12 protein-coding genes are annotated in these 17524 nt (G+C 60.9%); 3 read left to right on the top strand and 9 right to left on the bottom strand.

The annotated features are described in order from the left end of the window. Window positions 1–205: 205 nt before the first annotated feature. Entirely contained in the window at window positions 206–3877 is a 3672-nt protein-coding gene (gene dnaE, locus VHX65_18570) for a DNA polymerase III subunit alpha (GenBank protein HEX4000560.1), read from the bottom strand. 337 nt (window positions 3878–4214) lie between these two features. Between dnaE and VHX65_18565 the strand changes: the two genes are divergently transcribed. Further along, a complete protein-coding gene (locus VHX65_18565) occupies window positions 4215–4982 on the top strand; it encodes an SDR family NAD(P)-dependent oxidoreductase (GenBank protein ID HEX4000559.1) in 768 nt (255 codons plus the stop codon). Between the two features lie 302 nt (window positions 4983–5284). Further along, window positions 5285–5452 (top strand): DUF1328 domain-containing protein, encoded by a 168-nt coding sequence (locus VHX65_18560; GenBank protein ID HEX4000558.1) that lies wholly within the window; start codon window positions 5285–5287, stop codon window positions 5450–5452. A 26-nt stretch (window positions 5453–5478) separates the two neighbouring features. Here the strand turns inward: VHX65_18560 and metG are convergent, their stop codons facing one another. The 8 genes from metG to VHX65_18520 all read right to left on the bottom strand — a co-directional run bounded on the left by metG (window position 5479) and on the right by VHX65_18520 (window position 16297). Further along, on the bottom strand, window positions 5479–7695 hold the full coding sequence (gene metG, locus VHX65_18555; protein HEX4000557.1) for a methionine--tRNA ligase: 2217 nt from the start codon (window positions 7693–7695) through the stop codon (window positions 5479–5481). 285 nt (window positions 7696–7980) lie between these two features. Beyond that, complete coding sequence (locus VHX65_18550; protein ID HEX4000556.1) at window positions 7981–9357, bottom strand: DUF58 domain-containing protein; 1377 nt, start codon at window positions 9355–9357, stop codon at window positions 7981–7983. Window positions 9358–9458: 101 nt separating this feature from the next. Next, a complete protein-coding gene (locus VHX65_18545) occupies window positions 9459–10856 on the bottom strand; it encodes an AAA family ATPase (GenBank protein HEX4000555.1) in 1398 nt (465 codons plus the stop codon). Between the two features lie 157 nt (window positions 10857–11013). After that, complete coding sequence (locus VHX65_18540; GenBank protein ID HEX4000554.1) at window positions 11014–12255, bottom strand: DUF4350 domain-containing protein; 1242 nt, start codon at window positions 12253–12255, stop codon at window positions 11014–11016. Beyond that, complete coding sequence (locus tag VHX65_18535) at window positions 12252–13025, bottom strand: DUF4129 domain-containing protein (GenBank protein HEX4000553.1); 774 nt, start codon at window positions 13023–13025, stop codon at window positions 12252–12254. The genes VHX65_18540 and VHX65_18535 overlap by 4 nt, the downstream gene beginning before the upstream one ends. Before the next feature lie 319 nt (window positions 13026–13344). Continuing rightward, entirely contained in the window at window positions 13345–14217 is an 873-nt protein-coding gene (locus VHX65_18530; GenBank protein ID HEX4000552.1) for a hypothetical protein, read from the bottom strand. Then, window positions 14207–15220 carry a stage II sporulation protein M gene (locus VHX65_18525; GenBank protein HEX4000551.1) on the bottom strand — a complete coding sequence of 338 codons (1014 nt, stop codon included), beginning with the start codon at window positions 15218–15220 and terminating at the stop codon, window positions 14207–14209. Before VHX65_18525 ends, VHX65_18530 begins: the two co-directional genes overlap by 11 nt. A 120-nt stretch (window positions 15221–15340) precedes the next feature. Then, a complete protein-coding gene (locus VHX65_18520; protein ID HEX4000550.1) occupies window positions 15341–16297 on the bottom strand; it encodes an RDD family protein in 957 nt (318 codons plus the stop codon). Window positions 16298–16506: 209 nt separating this feature from the next. On the opposite strand from VHX65_18520, the gene VHX65_18515 reads away from it, so the two are divergent. After that, complete coding sequence (locus VHX65_18515) at window positions 16507–17238, top strand: SDR family oxidoreductase (GenBank protein ID HEX4000549.1); 732 nt, start codon at window positions 16507–16509, stop codon at window positions 17236–17238. The last annotated feature ends 286 nt before the right edge of the window (window positions 17239–17524 follow it).

Raw genomic sequence — 17524 nt, 5'->3', positions numbered from 1 at the left:
GGCGCAATAGCCGGCTTCGGCAATCGACAGCCGGCTTCGGCAATCGACAGCCGGCTTCGCAATCGACTGCAATCCATCCTAATTTGGCAAAATGGGTAAAGCAAGAAATTCGCCAGATTCGTGCTCAGGCTTCGTTTCCCGGCGGACGACATTCACGCTTTGGCCACGTCGTGCGGTTGAACAAGCCCGACCGGGGCGAGGCGGGCTACGATTGCATCGCCTTGGACCGCGGGCTGCCGTTTCGGTCTCGGGCATGCGGAGGCGGCGCACGGCCGGCAGTCGGACGGGCAGTGATTAAGCGTACTTGCCCGGGGCCCAGTAGATCATCAAGCCGGCTGCGCAATTCCGGCTCTACCGCGATGCGCAATTTTTCGCTTTTCAAGATCGCCTGGGTGCCATCGGCGAGGGCCAGCACGAGCTCGATGCGACATTTCCCGGGGTATCCGCGGAGAATCTCGTACAACCGCTCCAATCGTTCCATGGCCTGGGCGTCTTCACGCAGCCGGACTTCGATTCCCTGCGTGTATCGGGCCGCGAGCTCATCGAGCGGAATCAATTCGTTCACGATCAGATTCGATTCTTCGCTTCCCGGCCGGCGGTCGACCACGCCGCGCACCAGCAAGACTGCATCCGGTACGACCAAATGGCCAAACTCGGCGAACTGCTCCGGCCAAACGATGCACCGCAACATGCCGTCCATGTCTTCGAGGTCGAACATCACATATTTCGTGTTCGTCGAGCCCGGCCGAGGGTTTTTGGTGTGCGAAAACTTTAGCGACGCCAACATGCCGCCGAGCACCACCTCGGTGCGGTGCGGCACGCTCGGGACCGCGGTAGTCGCGTGCGTCGTGTAGCTCTTGAATCTCGCGGCATGCTCGGCGAGCGGATGGCTCGTCAGATAAAAGCCGAGTACTTCTTTTTCGTTGCCGAGCTTTTGCCGCTCATCCCATTCGGGAACGTCGGGCAGGCTTGCCGAACCGGCGTCGGCATCGTTGTCTTCGTCGATGTCGGCGAACAAGCCCTTTTGACCGCTTCGTCGATCGGCAAGCGCAGCCGCACCGGTCTGCAACGCCCGATCGACCGACGCCATCAACGCTGCCCGCCGAGCGCCGAGACTATCGAACGCTCCGGCTTTGATGAGGCTTTCGATGGCCGTGCGATTGCACGTGGCCGGATCGATCCGGGCGTAGAACTCGAACAAACTTCGAATCGGGCCGCCGGAGCGCCGCGCCGCGACGATCGCATGCGCCGCATTTCCTCCGCAGCCCTTGATGGCTCCCAATCCAAAAACGATTTTCTGTTTTCCACCGTCGTTGACCACGGCAAATTCGCCCAGCGACCGGTTTACGTCCGGCGGCAACACATCGATTCCCATCCGAATGCAATCTTCACGATGCTCGACCAGCGAGTCCTTCTTCTTGAAATTCCGATCGGGCATGTCGCCGGAGAGCAAGGCCGCCATGAATTCGACCGGGTAGTGGGCCTTGAGATAGGCCGTGATATAGGCGATCAAGGCGTACGCGGTGGAATGGCTCTTGTTGAACCCGTAGCCGGCGAAATGCTCGATCAGGCCGAATAGCTCGGTCGCCTCGCGGGCCGACATTCCTTTGCGCTCGGCTCCGGCGGCGAATTCGCTACGGAATTTGGCGATCGTTTCCAGCTTCTTCTTGGAAATGGCTTTGATGCAGGTGTAGGCGCTGGGGAGCGGAATATCGCCCAAGCGATTGAGAATCCGCATCACCTGTTCTTGGTAGACCATCACGCCGTGCGTTTCTTCCAGAATCTCCTTCATCACCGGATGCTTGTATTCCGGCTGCTTGCGGCCATGCTTCACTTGCACATAGTCGTCGACCATGCCCCCTTCCAGCGGCCCGGGACGATACAAGGCGTTCGTGGCGATGATATCGCGGAAGCTATCGGGCTTCATTTTCTGCAACAGATCGCGAATCCCGCCGCTTTCCAGTTGAAACACGCCCTTGGTTTCGCCGCGGCAAAGCAAGGCAAATGTCTTTTTGTCGTCGAGCGGGAATTGGTACGGATCGATCCGCTTGCCGGTCGTTTGCTCGATCAGGTCGATCGCCTTGGAGAGAATGGTGAGGTTCCGCAGGCCCAAGAAATCCATCTTCAACAGGCCGGCTCGCTCGACATCGCCCATCGCCCACTGAGTGATGATTTCGTCTTTGTTTTGCACCCGCTGTAAAGGGACATATTCCGTGAGCGGCCTGTCGGCGATAACAACAGCGGCGGCGTGCGTGCCGACGTTTCGCGCGAGCCCCTCGATCTTCATCGCCAGATCGAGCAGTTCGCGAATCTCGCCATCGGCGTCGTAGGTGCGCTTCAGATCAGCGCTTTTCTGGAGGGCTTCGGCCAATTCGATGCCCAACTCTTCGGGCACCATCGCCACGACGGCGTCGACTCGCGGGATCGGCATTCCGAGCGCCCGGCCGACGTCGCGAATCGCGGCCCGGGCTTTGAGCGTGCCGAACGTTCCGATCTGGGCCACATTGGCTTCGCCGTATTTTTCCTTCACATACTGGATCACCTCGCCGCGGCGATCCTTGCAGAAATCGATATCGATATCCGGCGCTTCCAGGCGGCTAATATCCAAGAATCGCTCGAAGAGCAGATCATATTCCAACGGGCAAACATGGCTCAAATAGAGCGCATAGGCCACGAGCGAACCGACGCCGGAGCCACGCGCCGTGGCCGGAATGTCGCGCTCCCGCGCGTAGCGAACAAAATCCCATACGATCAGAAAGTAGTTCGGAAAGCCGAGCTTCTCGATCACGCCCAGCTCACGATCGAGCCGCTGAAACACTTCGCGCGACAGCTCTCCGCCGTGTGCGACGGGCTCCGCCCGTGCTGCTCGCCCCTCGTCCGTCGCCCCTTGCTCCGCATCCGCCCAGCGATTCGCCTTTCCCGCATACCGCTCCTTCAACCCCTTCAAGCAAAGCTCGCGGAGATACTCACCGGGCGATTTCTGGTCCGGCGGATCGAACAGCGGAAAATGCCGCTTCCCAAGTTCAAGCTCAATTTCGACGCTGTCGGCAATCGTTTGGCTCTGCTTGACCGCTTCCTCCAATCCGGGAAACGACGCGTACATTTCCTCCGGACTGCGGACATAGAACTGGTTTCCTTCCATCCGCATCCGATTAGTGTCGGTGCGATATTTGCCAGTGTTGATGCAGAGCAGCACATCTTGCGCTTCGGAGTCTTCGCGATTGACGTAGTGGGCGTCGCTAGTGGCCACGAGCGGGAGGCCCATTTGTCGGGCGATTTCGACCGACGCTTCCAGCGCCAGCCGCTGAATTTCGACACCGTTGTTCTGGATTTCGATGAAATACCGATCGCCGAACACGCTTTGAAACCAGGCAACGACTTTCTTTGCTTCGTCGAAATGCGATTTGTCTGGCCCCGACGATTTCAACAGCGTCCGGCTCAGCTCGCCCGACACGCAGCCGCTGAGGCAGATCAGCCCCTCGTTGTGCGCCGCCAAGAGTTCCTTGTCGATTCGCGGCTTGTGGTAAAAGCCTTCGAGAAATGCGGCCGAGGCAAGCTTGATCAAATTGCCGAAGCCGACGCGGTTCTTGGCCAACAGCGTTAGATGGTAGCTTGCCTCCTTGAGCGAGCCGGCGTCGCGTTTGAAGCGGCTGTCCGCCGCGATATAGGCCTCGTAGCCCAAGATCGGGTTGATGCCCGCCTTTTTCGCGGCGGAATAGAATTCGAGCGCCCCGTGCAGATTGCCGTGGTCCGTGAGCGCCAAGCCGGTCATCCCCAGTTCTTTGGCTCGCGACACAAGCCGATCGATCGGGCTGGCTCCGTCGAGAAGGCTGTAATGGCTATGGCAATGCAGGTGAACGAACGGTGGGGTGCTCATGGATATTGCAAAAGCCCTCCTGGCGGTGGAACGCGATGATGAGTGTGCTAGCAACACCATTGTATCGAACCGCCGAAAGGTTTGTAGCCGCTGCTGATTTAGCCGGTGTGCCACTGGCCAGCGAAGTCGGCCAGTGGGACGTGCCTTGGTGGGCCGGCACTGGCCGACTGCGCTGGCCAGTGGCACACGCCGCAATGGCACACGCCGCAATGGCACACGCCGCAATGGCACACGCCGCAGTGGCACACGCCGCAGTGGCACACGCCGCAGTGGCACACGCCGCGGTGCGACACAATCCGCTCGCCATCCATTGCCACTCCTGCTTACAATCACGCTCATGCAACTCGCATCGCACACGTTTCTGATCACCGGCGGAGCATCGGGCTTGGGAGCCGCTTGCGCCCGCTCGTTCACCGCAGCCGGAGCCAATGTCGTCGTCGCCGATCTAAACGCTGCGGCCGGCGCTGCTCTATGCGCAGAGCTTGGTAAAACAGCGAGATCCGCACTTGTCGACGTAACCGATTCGGGCCAAGTGCAGGCAGCGATCGCGCTGGCCGCAAGCGAGTTCGGCCGGGTCGATGGCGTAGTGAATTGCGCGGGGATCATCGGGGCCGGTCGCATTGTCGGCAAAAATGGTCCGCACGACCTGGCGCTCTTCGAGCGCGTCGTGCGAGTGAATCTAATCGGCACCTTCAATGTCTTGCGGCTTGCGGCGGCAGCGATGGCGGCGAATTCGCCGAATGCGGATGGCGAGCGCGGCGTGATCGTGAACACGGCGTCGGTCGCGGCGTTCGAGGGGCAACTCGGGCAGGCCGCCTATTCGGCGAGCAAGGGGGGCGTGGCGGCGCTCACGCTTCCGGCGGCCCGCGAATTGGCCCGGTTCGGCATCCGTGTCGTGGCGATCGCGCCCGGCGTGTTCGAAACGCCGATGATGGCCGGCATGACGCCCGAGGTCCGCGAGTCGCTCGTCGAGCAGTGCGTTTTTCCACCACGGCTTGGTCGGGGCGAAGAATTTGCCAAGCTAGCCCAGCAGATTGTCGAAAACCCGATGCTCAACGGCAGCGTCATCCGCCTCGACGGGGCATTGCGAATGGGGTCGAAATAACATGGGCACTGCAAATACGCGCACGTGGAAACGCGGCGGCATCGAGCGAGGAACGAGAGCCGGGTGCCAGGCTCACGGCTTTGCGTGGGCATGTGGACGGCCGGCTCGGCAACAGTCTCGTAGCGATGAGCTTTCGAGCGTGCCGGCATATCCTGGAAAGATCACCCGGCTGCGGTTCGATCCGGTCGACCGCAGCGCGGCCGTCGAACCGGTTGACGTAGCATCGATTTCGTGCAAATAGAAATAATCCTACCGCGACGGGTAAAACCGAATGCCGGCCGATTGCCGGAAGAAAGGCCTTTATGCTTCGATGGGCGCTGATTTTCGTGATTATCGCATTGGTCGCGGCGGTGCTCGGGCTGGGCGGGATCGAGGGAACGGCGTTGTGGATCGCGAAAGTGCTCCTGCTGATTTTCGTGATTCTGCTAATCTTATCGCTGGTCTCTGGCGGGCGGTGGCGGCGATTTTGACCATGAGCGGCCGCAAATCGATGCATTTAATGCACGCGGTGACCCGGCTTTGCGCCCGTGTCGGGGCTGAGCAGGAAGATTTCCTGGCCGCCCGCGCCTGCGGCGACGACCATGCCTTCGCTCACCCCGAATTGCATCTGCCGCGGGGCGAGATTCGCCACGCAAATCACCAATCGGCCGACGAGTTCTTCCGCTTTATAGGCGCTTTTAATACCGGCGAACACGGTGCGCCGGCTGTCGCCGCCGAGGCTGAGCGTCAGTCTCAATAGTTTTTTTGCTTTGGGCAATTCCTCCGCCGCCACAACGCGGGCTACGCGCAAATCGATCTTGGCAAAATCGTCGAAGCTGCATTCAGGCTGAAGTGGCTCGGCGGCAAGCGGCTCGGGGCCGTCGGAGGAGGCCGGCGGAGTTGTCGCTTCGGTTGCGGGGATGTCAGGCTGGAAAGCCTGACCTACTTCTTTGCTCTCTTCGATCATCGCCTCGACCTCCTTTGGGTCCACTCGCGTCAACAGGGTTTCGAATTTCGCCACGGGCGAACCGACGATCGGCGCCAGCGCATCGCTCCAGTGCACGATCGGCTTGCCGAATAATCGGCTGGCCTGCTCCGCAAGATGCGGCAACACCGGCGCGAGATACACGGCCAATTGCCGGAACAAATTCAGCGTCACCGTGCAAACGTCTTGCACTTCGCCGGCCCGGCTGGCGTCTTTTCGCAGCGTCCAGGGCTGCCGGGCGTCGACATATTGATTGGCCCGATCGGCCAAAGCCATGATCGTTCGCATGGCCTTGCTATATTCGCACGCTTCGTAATCCGCGGCGATACTTTCTCCCGCGTCGGCCGCCGCGGCAAACAGTCCGCCATCGTCCGGATATTTTGCCGATAAGCCGGTCGATTCGACAAACCGAGCCGTGCGGCTCGCCAGATTCACGACCTTGCCCACCAGATCGGAATTCACTTTCGCCACGAACTCGACGAGATTCAGATCGAGATCGTCGACATGCCCACTGAGCTTCGAGGCGTAGTAGTAGCGCAGATAAGCGGGATTGAGCCGCTTGAGATACGTCGCCCCGCGGACGTGCGTTCCTTTGCTTTTGGACATCTTCTCGCCACCCACGGTGAGATGCCCGTGGATATGGATCTTTCGCGGCAGCCGCAAGCCCGACGCCTTGAGCATGGCCGGCCAAAACAGCGTGTGAAAATAAGTGATGTCCTTACCGATAAAATGATGGATCTCAACTTCGGCCGGATCGCTCGCCTCTCCCGCCTCCCCTTGTGGGAGAGCTCCGCCTACTCCCACCCCCCCCTTTTGGATAGCCACGCCTACTCCCCTCTCCCCTTGTGGGAGAGCCCCGCCTACTCCCCTCTCCCCTTGTGGGAGAGGGGCCGGGGGTGAGGGGTAGCACCACCAATCCTCAAACCGCTCCCCATGACCCTCGCACCACTCGCGCGTCGATGCCATATACCCGATCGGCGCATCGAACCACACATACCAGCAATTGCCTTGGCTGTCGGGAATCTCGAATCCGAAATAAGGTTTCGGCCGCGACACATCCCAATCCCGGAGCGGCTCGCCGAGAAAATGGCCTTTTAGATAATTGGCCACCTCCGACTGCAAATGATCGCCCGATTGCGTCCACTCGTTCAAAAACTCATGCAGCCGCTCGATGGCGACGAACAGATGCGTCGCCGTGCGAATCTCGGGCTTCGCGCCCGTGAGCGTGCTCACCGGGTCGATCAAGTCGGTCGGGCTATACGTGCTGCCGCACACTTCGCAATTGTCGCCGTATTGGTCCGGCGATTTGCAGCGCGGGCAAGTTCCCTTGACGAACCGATCGGCCAGAAACGTGCCGGCCACGGGATCGTAGAGCTGCGTCACATCGCGCTCGTTGATATAGCCGCCGGCCCGCAGGGCCGTCCAAATCTGGCCGCACAGCTCGCGATTTTCCGGGCTATTCGTGCTGCCGTAGTTGTCGAACTCGATATCGAAGCCCGAGAAATCGCGGACATGGTGCTCGCGCATATCGGCGATCAGCGCCTCTTCGCTGCGGCCTTCTTGCCGGGCTCGGATCATGATCGCCGTGCCGTGCGTGTCGTCGGCGCAGATATAAATGCAGCGATTGCCGCGCAGCTTCTGAAACCGCACCCAGATATCCGTCTGGATATATTCCACCAGATGGCCAAGGTGAATATGACCATTGGCATAGGGAAGCGCGGCAGTAACCAAAATCCGTCGCTGATTCATGCGGATGAGTGCGGGTCATTGGGCGCGTGGGGCACTGGCAAGCGCTGTCTGCCAGTGGCGGAGAGCGGTCGAGCCGGAATTGTAACGGCTCGCGCGCGATCCGGGGAGTGCGCCGCTCGAATGAACGGACACCCGCGCGGCGACCGTGGTTCACGGGCACCGTGGCTACAACCAATCCGCGGCTAAGGCTCGGCCGAAAAATCACTTCCGCTTTTCGAAACCCCTCACCCTGCCCTCTCCCGCAAGGGGAGAGGGATCTGTGGAGAAGTCATTTTTCGGCCGGGCCTACAGCAAATGCCGGGCTTTGATGTTCAAATAGCTGTTCACGAGCGGGGCGGTTAGTTCGTCGGGAAAGAGATCGAGCGTCAGCACGCCTTTGCTCGACAAGTCGGAGAGAACCTGATGCCGCCATAGCAGCACATCCGCGGCGGCGGCGGCGCGGTAGATCGCCGTTTCGCTCGAGTCGGTGCTTTCGGCCGCGTCGAACACTTGCCGATCGCGCAGCAACACGCCCAGCGGCAAATGCTTGCCGGTGAGCGACGACAAATAGCGGTCGATCTGCGACGCGTTCACTTCATCGATCACGTTCGTGATCAACACCACCAGCGCCCGCTTGCGGCACCGCGATGCGAGGTACACAAACGCTTCGTCGTATCGCGATTCCACCAGCCGAGGGAAGCGGTCGAACACCGAATGCAGCAGCCGGTTCATTTGGTTCATGCTGCCGCGCGGCGGGACGAACGAATGGATCGAGTCGGAAAAGCAGATCAACCCGACCGAATCTCCCTGCTTGAGCGCGACGTAGCTCAGCATGAGCATCGAGTTCAAGGCATGGTCCAAGAGGCTCAGGCCGGCCGCTTCGTTGGCCATCATCCGGCCGCAATCGATCAAGAAAATGATCCGCTGGCTTTGGTTGGCCTGAAAATCTTTCACCGTCAGCCGCGAACGCCGGGCCGTGCTGCGCCAATCGATATGCTTGTAGTTGTCGTCGCGGGTGAAATCGCGGAGCCGCTCGAATTCGTTGTCTTGCCCGATCTTTCGCGTGCGGCGCACTCCGAGCAGGCTGAGCCGATTGGTGCGGGCCAAAACGCCATACTCGGCCAACTGTTTCATGTCGGGATAAACATGGATCGTGCTTTCGATCGGATAGATCAAATACCGCTGCCACAGCCCGAGCAGGCTGCGGACGCGGAGATGAACCGTCGGGATGGTGAAGGCGCCGCGGCGGCCGGCCCGGAGCGAATAGCGGAGCGTCGCTCGCGAACGCGGCTTGAGCCGCACGAGCATTTCCGGCGGCTCGGCCGAGTGCGGGGCGGGCACGCCGTCGCGAACCCAAACCGCCTGGGTTTGCCGCGAACGGCTGACCACGGTCAGCACCACCGGATGCGGCTTCTTGAGCGACGCGGCTCGCTGCACCTGCCGCTCGACGGAAAACTGGTTGGCTCGCGGCAGCGTCAGTAGATCGACCACCGCCAGCGCCGCCAGCGCCCCGTCGAGCACCAACAGCCCGCTAAACAGCGCCGGCACCGCCATCAACGCCAGCGCCAACAGCGCCGGCACGCCGAGCAAGAAAACTGCCGGCCGATGCGGGTAAATCCGCTTCGACCGCGCCAAAATCAGCAGCGGCGGCACGGCCAACAGAACGTAGACGAAAGGATTCAAAGGAGGCTAAAGGCTACAGACTCAAGGCTACAGGAAAAAAACCGAGCGTTTCGCTTGTCCTCGTACCTGTAGCCTACAGCCTGTAGCCTACAGCCTCCCGCCTACAGGCGGGGAACTTCGACAGTACGGATCATTTCGCGCAACTGATCGTCGACACGCAGGCCCTCGACGTCGGCTTCGGCGGTGAGGATCACGCGGTGCCGCAGCGCGGGCAGGGCGATTTGCACCACATCGTCGGGCACGGAATAGTCGCGGCCATTGAAGGCCGCCAGGGTGCGGGCGCCTTGCACCAGCGCGATTCCCGCTCGCGGCGACGCGCCGAGGTGGAACTGCGGCCATTGCCGAGTGCGGCGCACCAGCTTGTTGATGTAGTCGATCAGCCGATCGTCGACGCGCACTTCGCCGCAAGCCCGCGTCGTGGCATTGATTTCCTGCGGCGAGGTGATCGTTTGCAGATCTTGAGCCAGCCTTGCATCAAGGTCGACTTGTTGGCTGTGCATCTTGAGCACGTTGGCTTCTTCCTCGGTCGTCGGATAATCGGCGATGATCTTGAACATGAAGCGGTCCAACTGCGCTTCGGGCAGGTTGTAGGTGCCTTCGCTTTCGATCGGATTTTGCGTGGCCATCACCAAAAATGGCCGGTCGAGCTTGTGGCTCGTGCGTTCGACCGTGACGCGGTATTCCTGCATGATTTCGAGCAGTGCCGCGTGCGTCTTGGCCGGGGCGCGGTTGATTTCATCGGCCAGAAGAAACTGCGTGAACACCGGACCGGGATGAAAACGAAATTCTTGCGTCTTCATGTCGAAGATCGGTGCGCCGGTGATGTCGGATGGCATCAGGTCGGCGGTGAATTGGATACGGCCGAACCGGCAGCCGAGCACGCGGCCCAGCGTGCGAACAAAAAGTGTCTTGCCCAAGCCGGGAACGCTTTCGATCAGCACATGCCCGCTGGAAAACAAGGCCACGAGCGTGCCCAAGACCAATTCGTCTTGGCCGATGTAGATCTTGCGAATCTCGGCGACGATTCTGTCGAACAGCGCCTTGGTGGGCGTTTGCGATGCCGGCGGTCGAAGCAGCGCGCCGGCGGCAACAGCCGGTGTTGTGCCTGCGGGCTGAGCCGGCGGAATAATCGCGGCCGGCTGTAGCGATGCGGCGACATGATTCATTGGCCCGGCGGAGGGCGACATCGCCGCGGCGGGCGACGCTGGAGTCGAAAAGGCGGGCGGGCCATCAACGTTTCGCGGCGGCATGCTGTGGAACGGCAACTCGGGCGGCTTGGCAGCGACAGGGATGGGCGGCGTCGCCGGAGCGAACGCCGGAGTCGGCGCCGCGTTCGACTCGACGTTCGGCACCATCACGACCGCGGTGCAGTTCGGGCAACGGGCTTGCCCGCCTGCGGCCGACGATCCAATGCGGAGCAGTTTTTGGCACTGCGGGCAGCGAAATTCGATTAGGTTTCCGGGGAGCGCCGTCACCGGTGGCACAACAGAGTCGGTCATAAGATGCGATTTCCTGGCCTTGAGCAAACTCGAAGTGGATCAACCGCGGCACCCGTGTGCGGAGTAAACAGCAAGAGCGAACCTCGGCGGTGCGCCGTTCCTCGCTTATGCTTCGGGCTAGTGTGTCGTTCTTGCAAAAGCTTTGCGCGAGTATTTTTCAACTCTGTTTCTTCACGTTCGTGCGGTTGATCGCGCGGGAGCCGGCGATGTCGCGCATTTGGCGGTATTGCTGCACGCGTGATTTGGCATATTCGGCATCGCCGGTCACGGCCATCGCGGCCCCAAGCGCATCGACGTGCCGCCCGAAGTCGGAGGCTGGCGGCGGCGGCGGATCGCGCGGCGGACCGAAGATGGGCCATTTTGCAAAACAGAGCGCCACGATCAAAACGCCCCATTGAACCAAAATCGCGCTCAGCGGCCAAACGTTGAATATGTCGAGCATGCTCTGCGGCGGTTGCTCGGGTGGAGGATTGTCGTTGTTGCCCCCGCCGTTGTCGCTGTCGAAGGCGACCGGGCGGTGATTCTGGCTGTCGAGAATCACCACGTGCTTCGCTTTGCCGACCGCTTCGATCAATTGGCCGGCGAGCTTGCGATGCTCGTGGTTCACCAGCGGCTCGTTGAACAGAAACGAGCCATTGGCCACCAGAAGCAGATTGCTCGTGTGCGTTCCGGCGAGCCAGCGGATTTTGGGGGCCAGGACATCGAACGATTGCTCGCTGACGAGCATGTCGCCAGCGGCGTCGCCGCAGGCCAGCAGGTTTTTTGCATCGTCGGAAGGGATGAGCCGGCTGTTTAGTTCGATGGCAACCTTCGAGGCATCGATGCCATCGGCCCAGGGGCCATCGAGCGAGCGGACATCGCGATGCGGCGCCGTGCCGTCGATCGAGAACCATTCGCACCGCGCGCTCTGCGGCACCGCGGTTCGATCGAGGGTGAACCATGCTTTGGATTGATCGAGTTCTTTCTGATATTTTTCACGATCCGCCGGGGCGGCCTGGGCCACGATTTGTTGCCAATACACGGGCCGGGCATCGAAATCGCGGCCGATGTACACGAACGTGCGGTTTTCCTTCGCCCGCAACCAATCGTCGATCTTCTGGCACGTGTCGGGATCCGGAACAGCGAAATCATCCGGCGCCCAAATAATCGCATCGGCTTCTTCCTGCAATACGGGCGACAATTCTTCGCGTGTGCTGACGGTGTCTCCGGCTTCGGTCAACATGTCGGCGAGAACCGTCAGACCATTGACGCTGGCCGAAAACCGTTCGCCATGATTTTGCCCGTAGTCGCCTTGGAGCGAATCGTCGCCTTCGCGCCGGGCACAACCGAGCTGGGCAACCAAAAGCACACCCAGCAAAACGATGGATAAACGAGCGCATTCAGCCAGCGAGCGGCTCATGGCGAGGTCCTCTCGACGAGGCGATCGAATCGCTCGACATCGTTCCAGCAAGCTTCGAAGCGGGCTCGATCCAACGAATGGTTGCCGAAATAAACGTCTTCGAAGGGCACCATTGCGCGGGCCAACACGGCCTGCAACTCACCGCGGCCCGACAATTCGCGCAGATACTGCCGGTTCGTCTTGCCCTTGGCGACGCGAATCCATTGGTTTTGATCGAGCCGGAGCAAATGGTAGCTGTAGAGATAGACGATCGCGCTGTTGTAATCGCCTGTTTCGTACGAGCGCCGGGCTTCTTCCAGCAGGGTGCCCTTCGGACGCGCCGCGGGAATCGGCAACGCGTCGAGCCGGTCGTCGTCGTCCTCGGCTGCAATTGATTCACCCTCCGAGGTTTTTGCCTTGCGGGCTTCACGATTCAAAAATGCCCGAATCAGCATCACGACCAAGAAGACAAGCACGCCGCCGATGACGATCCAGGCAACCCAGATCAGCCATGGGGCGCTGACGGCCGGCATTGAAAAGCCAGGCGACGACGAATTGTCTTGCGACGAATCACCGCCGCCGGAGCCCTTGCCGCCCGATCCGTGTCCGCTTCCGTCGCCGCCATGCGACAAGCGGCCGTGATGATTGCGGAGCCGCGAATTGAAGTCTTTTGAATCTCCTTGGCCGCCGTCTTTGATCGTCCGCAGCACGACCGGACGCAACGCATCATGTTCGGCGTCGTACCAAGGGAAATGATCGTCCGTTTGCAGCGCTTTTGCGCCGGAACGCACGGCTGGGTCGGTATTGGAGGCTGTGGGAGCGGCGGCGCTGTCGGGCGGGTCGGCACCCACTGCCGCGGCACGCTCGGCAAAGGTGAATGCCAGCGTAATTCCGACCGCGCACAGCAGTAGGAATTGCAAACCATCGAGAGAATGGCGCGGATTGCGAGCGCGATGCGGCACTGTTCGACCCGCGGGCAATGGCATTCGGCGCCAAGTGGCGCAAAGCGCACTGCGGAGCGCAGACGGCACACGGAGTGTGCCTGCTACGCTGGGCGTCGCCCCACAAGAAATCTGCGGATTGTCGATCCGGTTCATTTCGAATTCTGCCTTACACTTCCGCACGCAATCCGGCCAGCCGATCGGCTTCGGCACGGACTTGCAACTCGACTTCCCAGCCTTCGCGACGAATCCGTAAATCAAGATAACTCAAATAACGGACGACCGCGAAATAAGCTGCCACGGTCCACATCGCCGCCGGAACGCCGATCGTATAAACCGCGCCGGTTCGTTCCCAGTGGTGTGTCAGCAGCCCTCGAATGTACCACAGGCTTAGCGCCAATCCGCAAGTCATCACCACGCCGAACAGCATCGACACGAGAAATCGGCTGAAAAGCGTGCTCCGCGAACCCGCGTGCAGCGAATTCGAACGCCGGCTGGTCGTGATGCGGCCCGGCCGAGCGGAAAACGGATTCCGCTCGAGCAAAATAATCTCGTTCAAGTAGGGCGAATAGACGAACGGCACCAACCACAAAAGCATCAAGAAAAACGCCCACCAATCGATCAATGCCGGCAAGATCAGCAGCCCGCGCAACAGCACCTGGTAGATGAACAATTGCGGAAGCGAGTCGCGCAGCTCGCGGGCAATGCGGCTCGAACTGGGCCGATCGAGAAACAACGCATGGCCGAAATAGCGCGTCAGCGGCGCCGCGGCCAAAGGCAATTCCCACACCGTCAAAATCGTGAGCCGATAGATATATAGCGCCGGATTGAATGCATGCGCGACGACATGCGATCCAGTAAACCGGTAAGTCGGCTCGAACAGGCTGAGCAGCCAGCCGTTCAACAGTGCAAACGGCAGCGCTCCGATGATGCTCAGCGTCGCCCAGGGGAAAATGTAGAAACGCAAAGTTCGGAGCGAGAGATCGAGGATGTCGGGAAAATCGCGCTCGCGAATCACGATGCGGGTGTTGTCAAGTTGCACGGACGGGCTCCTGCAACATGACCAGCGGAGCTACCGCCCCATCGGCTTGCGCTCGTGGCCGGCCGAGCACGAAGAGATAAAAAAACAGCAATATTGCCGACACGACCGCCACCGACACTTTGACGGCGTACGGCGCCGCGGACGGAGAAAGAAACGCCTCGATCAATGCCGCCATGGCGAGCATCACCATGGCCGCTCCCATGGTCGGCATCGCCTCGCGGCCTGCCTGCTGCAGCGAAGCGATGCGGCTCAAGCCGCCCGTGTCGATGATCGAAAAGCCCAGTCGCATTCCGGCGGCCGCCGACAAAGCGATTGCCGTCAGCTCGAACGGGCCGTGAGCGGTGACAAATTGCGAAAAGTTATGCCATTCGGGCACGGTCGTCATGAAACCGAAAATCGCGCCGAGTTGGATCGCGTTGAATGCGAGATCCACGAGCCCACCGATTCCGAACACAAGCCCCCAGGCAAAACATTCCAACGCGATCCCGATATTGTGCTGAATATAGAAGCCGTTCATCAGGCCGGAGACGGACGCATTTTCGCGGGCGACCGATTGCGAATACATATCGCGGATGCCCTCGAGTTGCTCCTTGCCGACGAGCGTGTTGAGAAATTCGGGCGATTGCCGTCCGAAAAGAAACGCGGCGAAGAACAAACCCCAAAAGATCAATAGCGCTGCCCGCAGGCATGCGTCTTGCCGCAATCGCCGCGGCACTTCATGAAACAGTTCGTGTCCCCAACGCGCGAGATCGAATCGCCGGCTGCGATAGAGTTGATTGTGTGCCCTGGCCACGAGCCGATGCAGATACGCGACCGTTCCAGCCGGAAGATTGTAAGCGTCGGCCAAGGCCAGATCGGCGCAGGCCGCGCGATAGAGCGAAGCGAAGCGAGCCGTGCCAGCCCCGCCCAATCGGCGCCGGCCGCGGCCTTCCATCTGAACGCACAACTGCTCGAGTTGCCGCCAGTTGTCGCGTCGAGTATCGAGAAGTTCGGCGACTTTCAAGTCAGGGGCGAGGGGTTAGGGGCGAGGGGCGAGAAAGCAAGAGATCAGGAGACAGAGGCTCGTGTCAGGAAGTTTGGCGGCGACGCCTTTGTAGCTCGCTGGCGGTTTCGGGCTTCGATATCAACTGATTCGATCCAGGTAGTTTTCTATTTCCGAAAATCGTGCGGTCGTCGATTGTGTCGCCGGCTCCGGAGAATTCCAAAGGGGCACCGCCGCCGGTTGCGGTGCCGCCACCGGCGGAACTGCAGCGCTGCGGCGGCCGGGACCGGTGTCGGCCGGGGCATTGAACGCTCGATAATACACCGCCGCCAGAAGCAGGTCAGGGTTCGTTTGCGGCGGAAAGTTGAACATGGTTCGCAGCGGTTCGGCCAGCGGCCGAGCGATTTCGAATCGCCGTGTCCACGACAGGCCCCGTCGCCGATCCACATAGAGCGAGAGTGTCCGGGCAAGGCTGCGAGACACAACAAAATTGTGCGGAATCAAATCCGCCAGCCGGATGGCTTCCGGCTCGGTGATCTTCACGACGCCGTAGAGCGGGTGTCCCTGCTCGATCACGACCATCGTCCCGCAAGCCAGGTCGCCAAGCCGCTGGTAGCGATCGTTGAACGCCGGGACCCACAGGCCGACTTGATAGGTAAATATCGACAGCGGTATGCCGCCGAATAGCGGCAACGTCAGCACCGGCAGGGCGTCGGCGACGCGGAGCACATTGCGCATCACGGCCTGCAGGGCATTGATCGGCTGGCCGTCGGTGGCGACGACTCGGATCCCGACGGCCCATTTGCCGGGCGTCTGGCCATTCCAAAATGTCTCGAACAATCCGCCGTAGAACCAATCCAAAACAAACCAGATCACGAGCAGCATTCCAAATCCGAAGCCGAGGATTCCTTCGCCGCCAGCAAAACCAAGCAACAGAATGGCCCAGCGGGCCATCAAGATCGCCGCAATACGGATCAAAATATCGATCAGATAGGCCGGCATCCGCCGAAATGGCCCGGCCACGCGATATTGAAAGGCGATATTTTCCGGCGTGACGACTTCGATCCGCGAGTCGATTTGAGGCCCGGCTTTTTGCATCGGAAAACGCGCAGAGGGTCGAAAGCGATCGAACGTGGCTGCCCAGCGGTAGACGCCCCCATTATTTGCCACGCAGCCCGCCGCCGCAAGCGAATGGTGCTCCGCGGGTGATCTGCCTCTTGCTCTTCCGCCGAATCGCGGTAAAAACGGACGCGACCACTGGCCGAACGTTGGAAACCATAAATCACACGAACGGGACGAAAAAGATTATGAAACTACAGGGAAAAAATGCGGTCGTAACCGGTGGCGGCACCGGCATTGGCCTGGGGATCGCCGTCGCGCTCGCGGCCGAGGGCTGCCGGGTGGCGATCGCGGGGCGGCGGGCGGATGTGTTGCTGGAAGCCGCGGCAAAGCATGCCCGGTCGGCGCCGATGCTCTGCCATTCGGTCGATGTCGCTGATCGAGCCAGTGTCGAGCAACTATTTCAATGGGCGACGAGGGAACTCGGGCATGTCGATATTTTAGTCAACTCGGCCGGCACGAACGTCGTCCACCGCGCGCTGGCCGACACCACGCCCGAGGATTGGCAGATGCTTTTGGATATCAACCTCAGCGGCACGTTTCACTGCATGCAGGCCGTGTTGCCGCAGATGCGCAGCCGGGGCGACGGGCTGATCATCAACGTGTCGTCGATCGCGGGCAAACGAGCGCTGCGGCTGGCGGGCGTGGCCTACTGTGCGTCGAAATTCGCCGCGACCGCGCTCGGCACCTTTGCCACACTCGAGGAAGGGCGAAACGGCATCCGCGTCACGAACATCTATCCCGGCGAAGTCGACACGCCGATCCTCGAGCGCCGCCCCGTGCCGCTCACCGCCGAGCAACGCGGCCGCATCTTGCAGCCGGAAGACGTCGGAGCCGCCGCCGTGATGATCGCCTGCCTGCCGCCGCGCGCCCACGTGGCCGAGATCGTCATCAAGCCGACGACGCAGGAGTACGCGTAGGTAGGCTACAGACTTGAGGCTACAGGCTACAGGTAAAAAAGCAGGGCGCAGGCCCGCGAGGACCATCACCGTTTCGTTGGCTTGCCGGGACAATGTCTCGGACGCGTCTGGGGACAAATAGCCAAGCCGCGCCGCCAGCGTTAGTTGTGTCCTTCCGGCAAGCGTGTATGAACCGTTTTGAGGCGTGTGCTACCGTGGGCTGTCCGCACACGACCTTCTGGAGTGACAGCCGATGAATGGCAGCAAGACACGTATCCTCTCCGCGGGACTGGAGGACGTTCGACAG

Source organism: Pirellulales bacterium (assembly GCA_036267355.1).
Classification (GTDB): Bacteria; Planctomycetota; Planctomycetia; order Pirellulales; family DATAWG01; genus DATAWG01.
The sequence above is the reverse complement of the archived record's forward strand: the minus strand, read 5'-3'. Positions and strand labels throughout refer to the sequence as shown.

Bases quoted from the DNA above. Each gene is read 5' to 3' on its own strand.
- dnaE (HEX4000560.1), bottom strand. From the start codon at position 3,877: ATGAGCACCCCACCGTTCGTTCACCTGCATTGCCATAGCCATTACAGC.
- VHX65_18565 (HEX4000559.1), top strand. From the start codon at position 4,215: ATGCAACTCGCATCGCACACGTTTCTGATCACCGGCGGAGCATCGGGC.
- VHX65_18560 (HEX4000558.1), top strand. From the start codon at position 5,285: ATGCTTCGATGGGCGCTGATTTTCGTGATTATCGCATTGGTCGCGGCG.
- metG (HEX4000557.1), bottom strand. From the start codon at position 7,695: ATGAATCAGCGACGGATTTTGGTTACTGCCGCGCTTCCCTATGCCAAT.
- VHX65_18545 (HEX4000555.1), bottom strand. From the start codon at position 10,856: ATGACCGACTCTGTTGTGCCACCGGTGACGGCGCTCCCCGGAAACCTA.
- VHX65_18540 (HEX4000554.1), bottom strand. From the start codon at position 12,255: ATGAGCCGCTCGCTGGCTGAATGCGCTCGTTTATCCATCGTTTTGCTG.
- VHX65_18520 (HEX4000550.1), bottom strand. From the start codon at position 16,297: ATGCAAAAAGCCGGGCCTCAAATCGACTCGCGGATCGAAGTCGTCACG.
- VHX65_18515 (HEX4000549.1), top strand. From the start codon at position 16,507: ATGAAACTACAGGGAAAAAATGCGGTCGTAACCGGTGGCGGCACCGGC.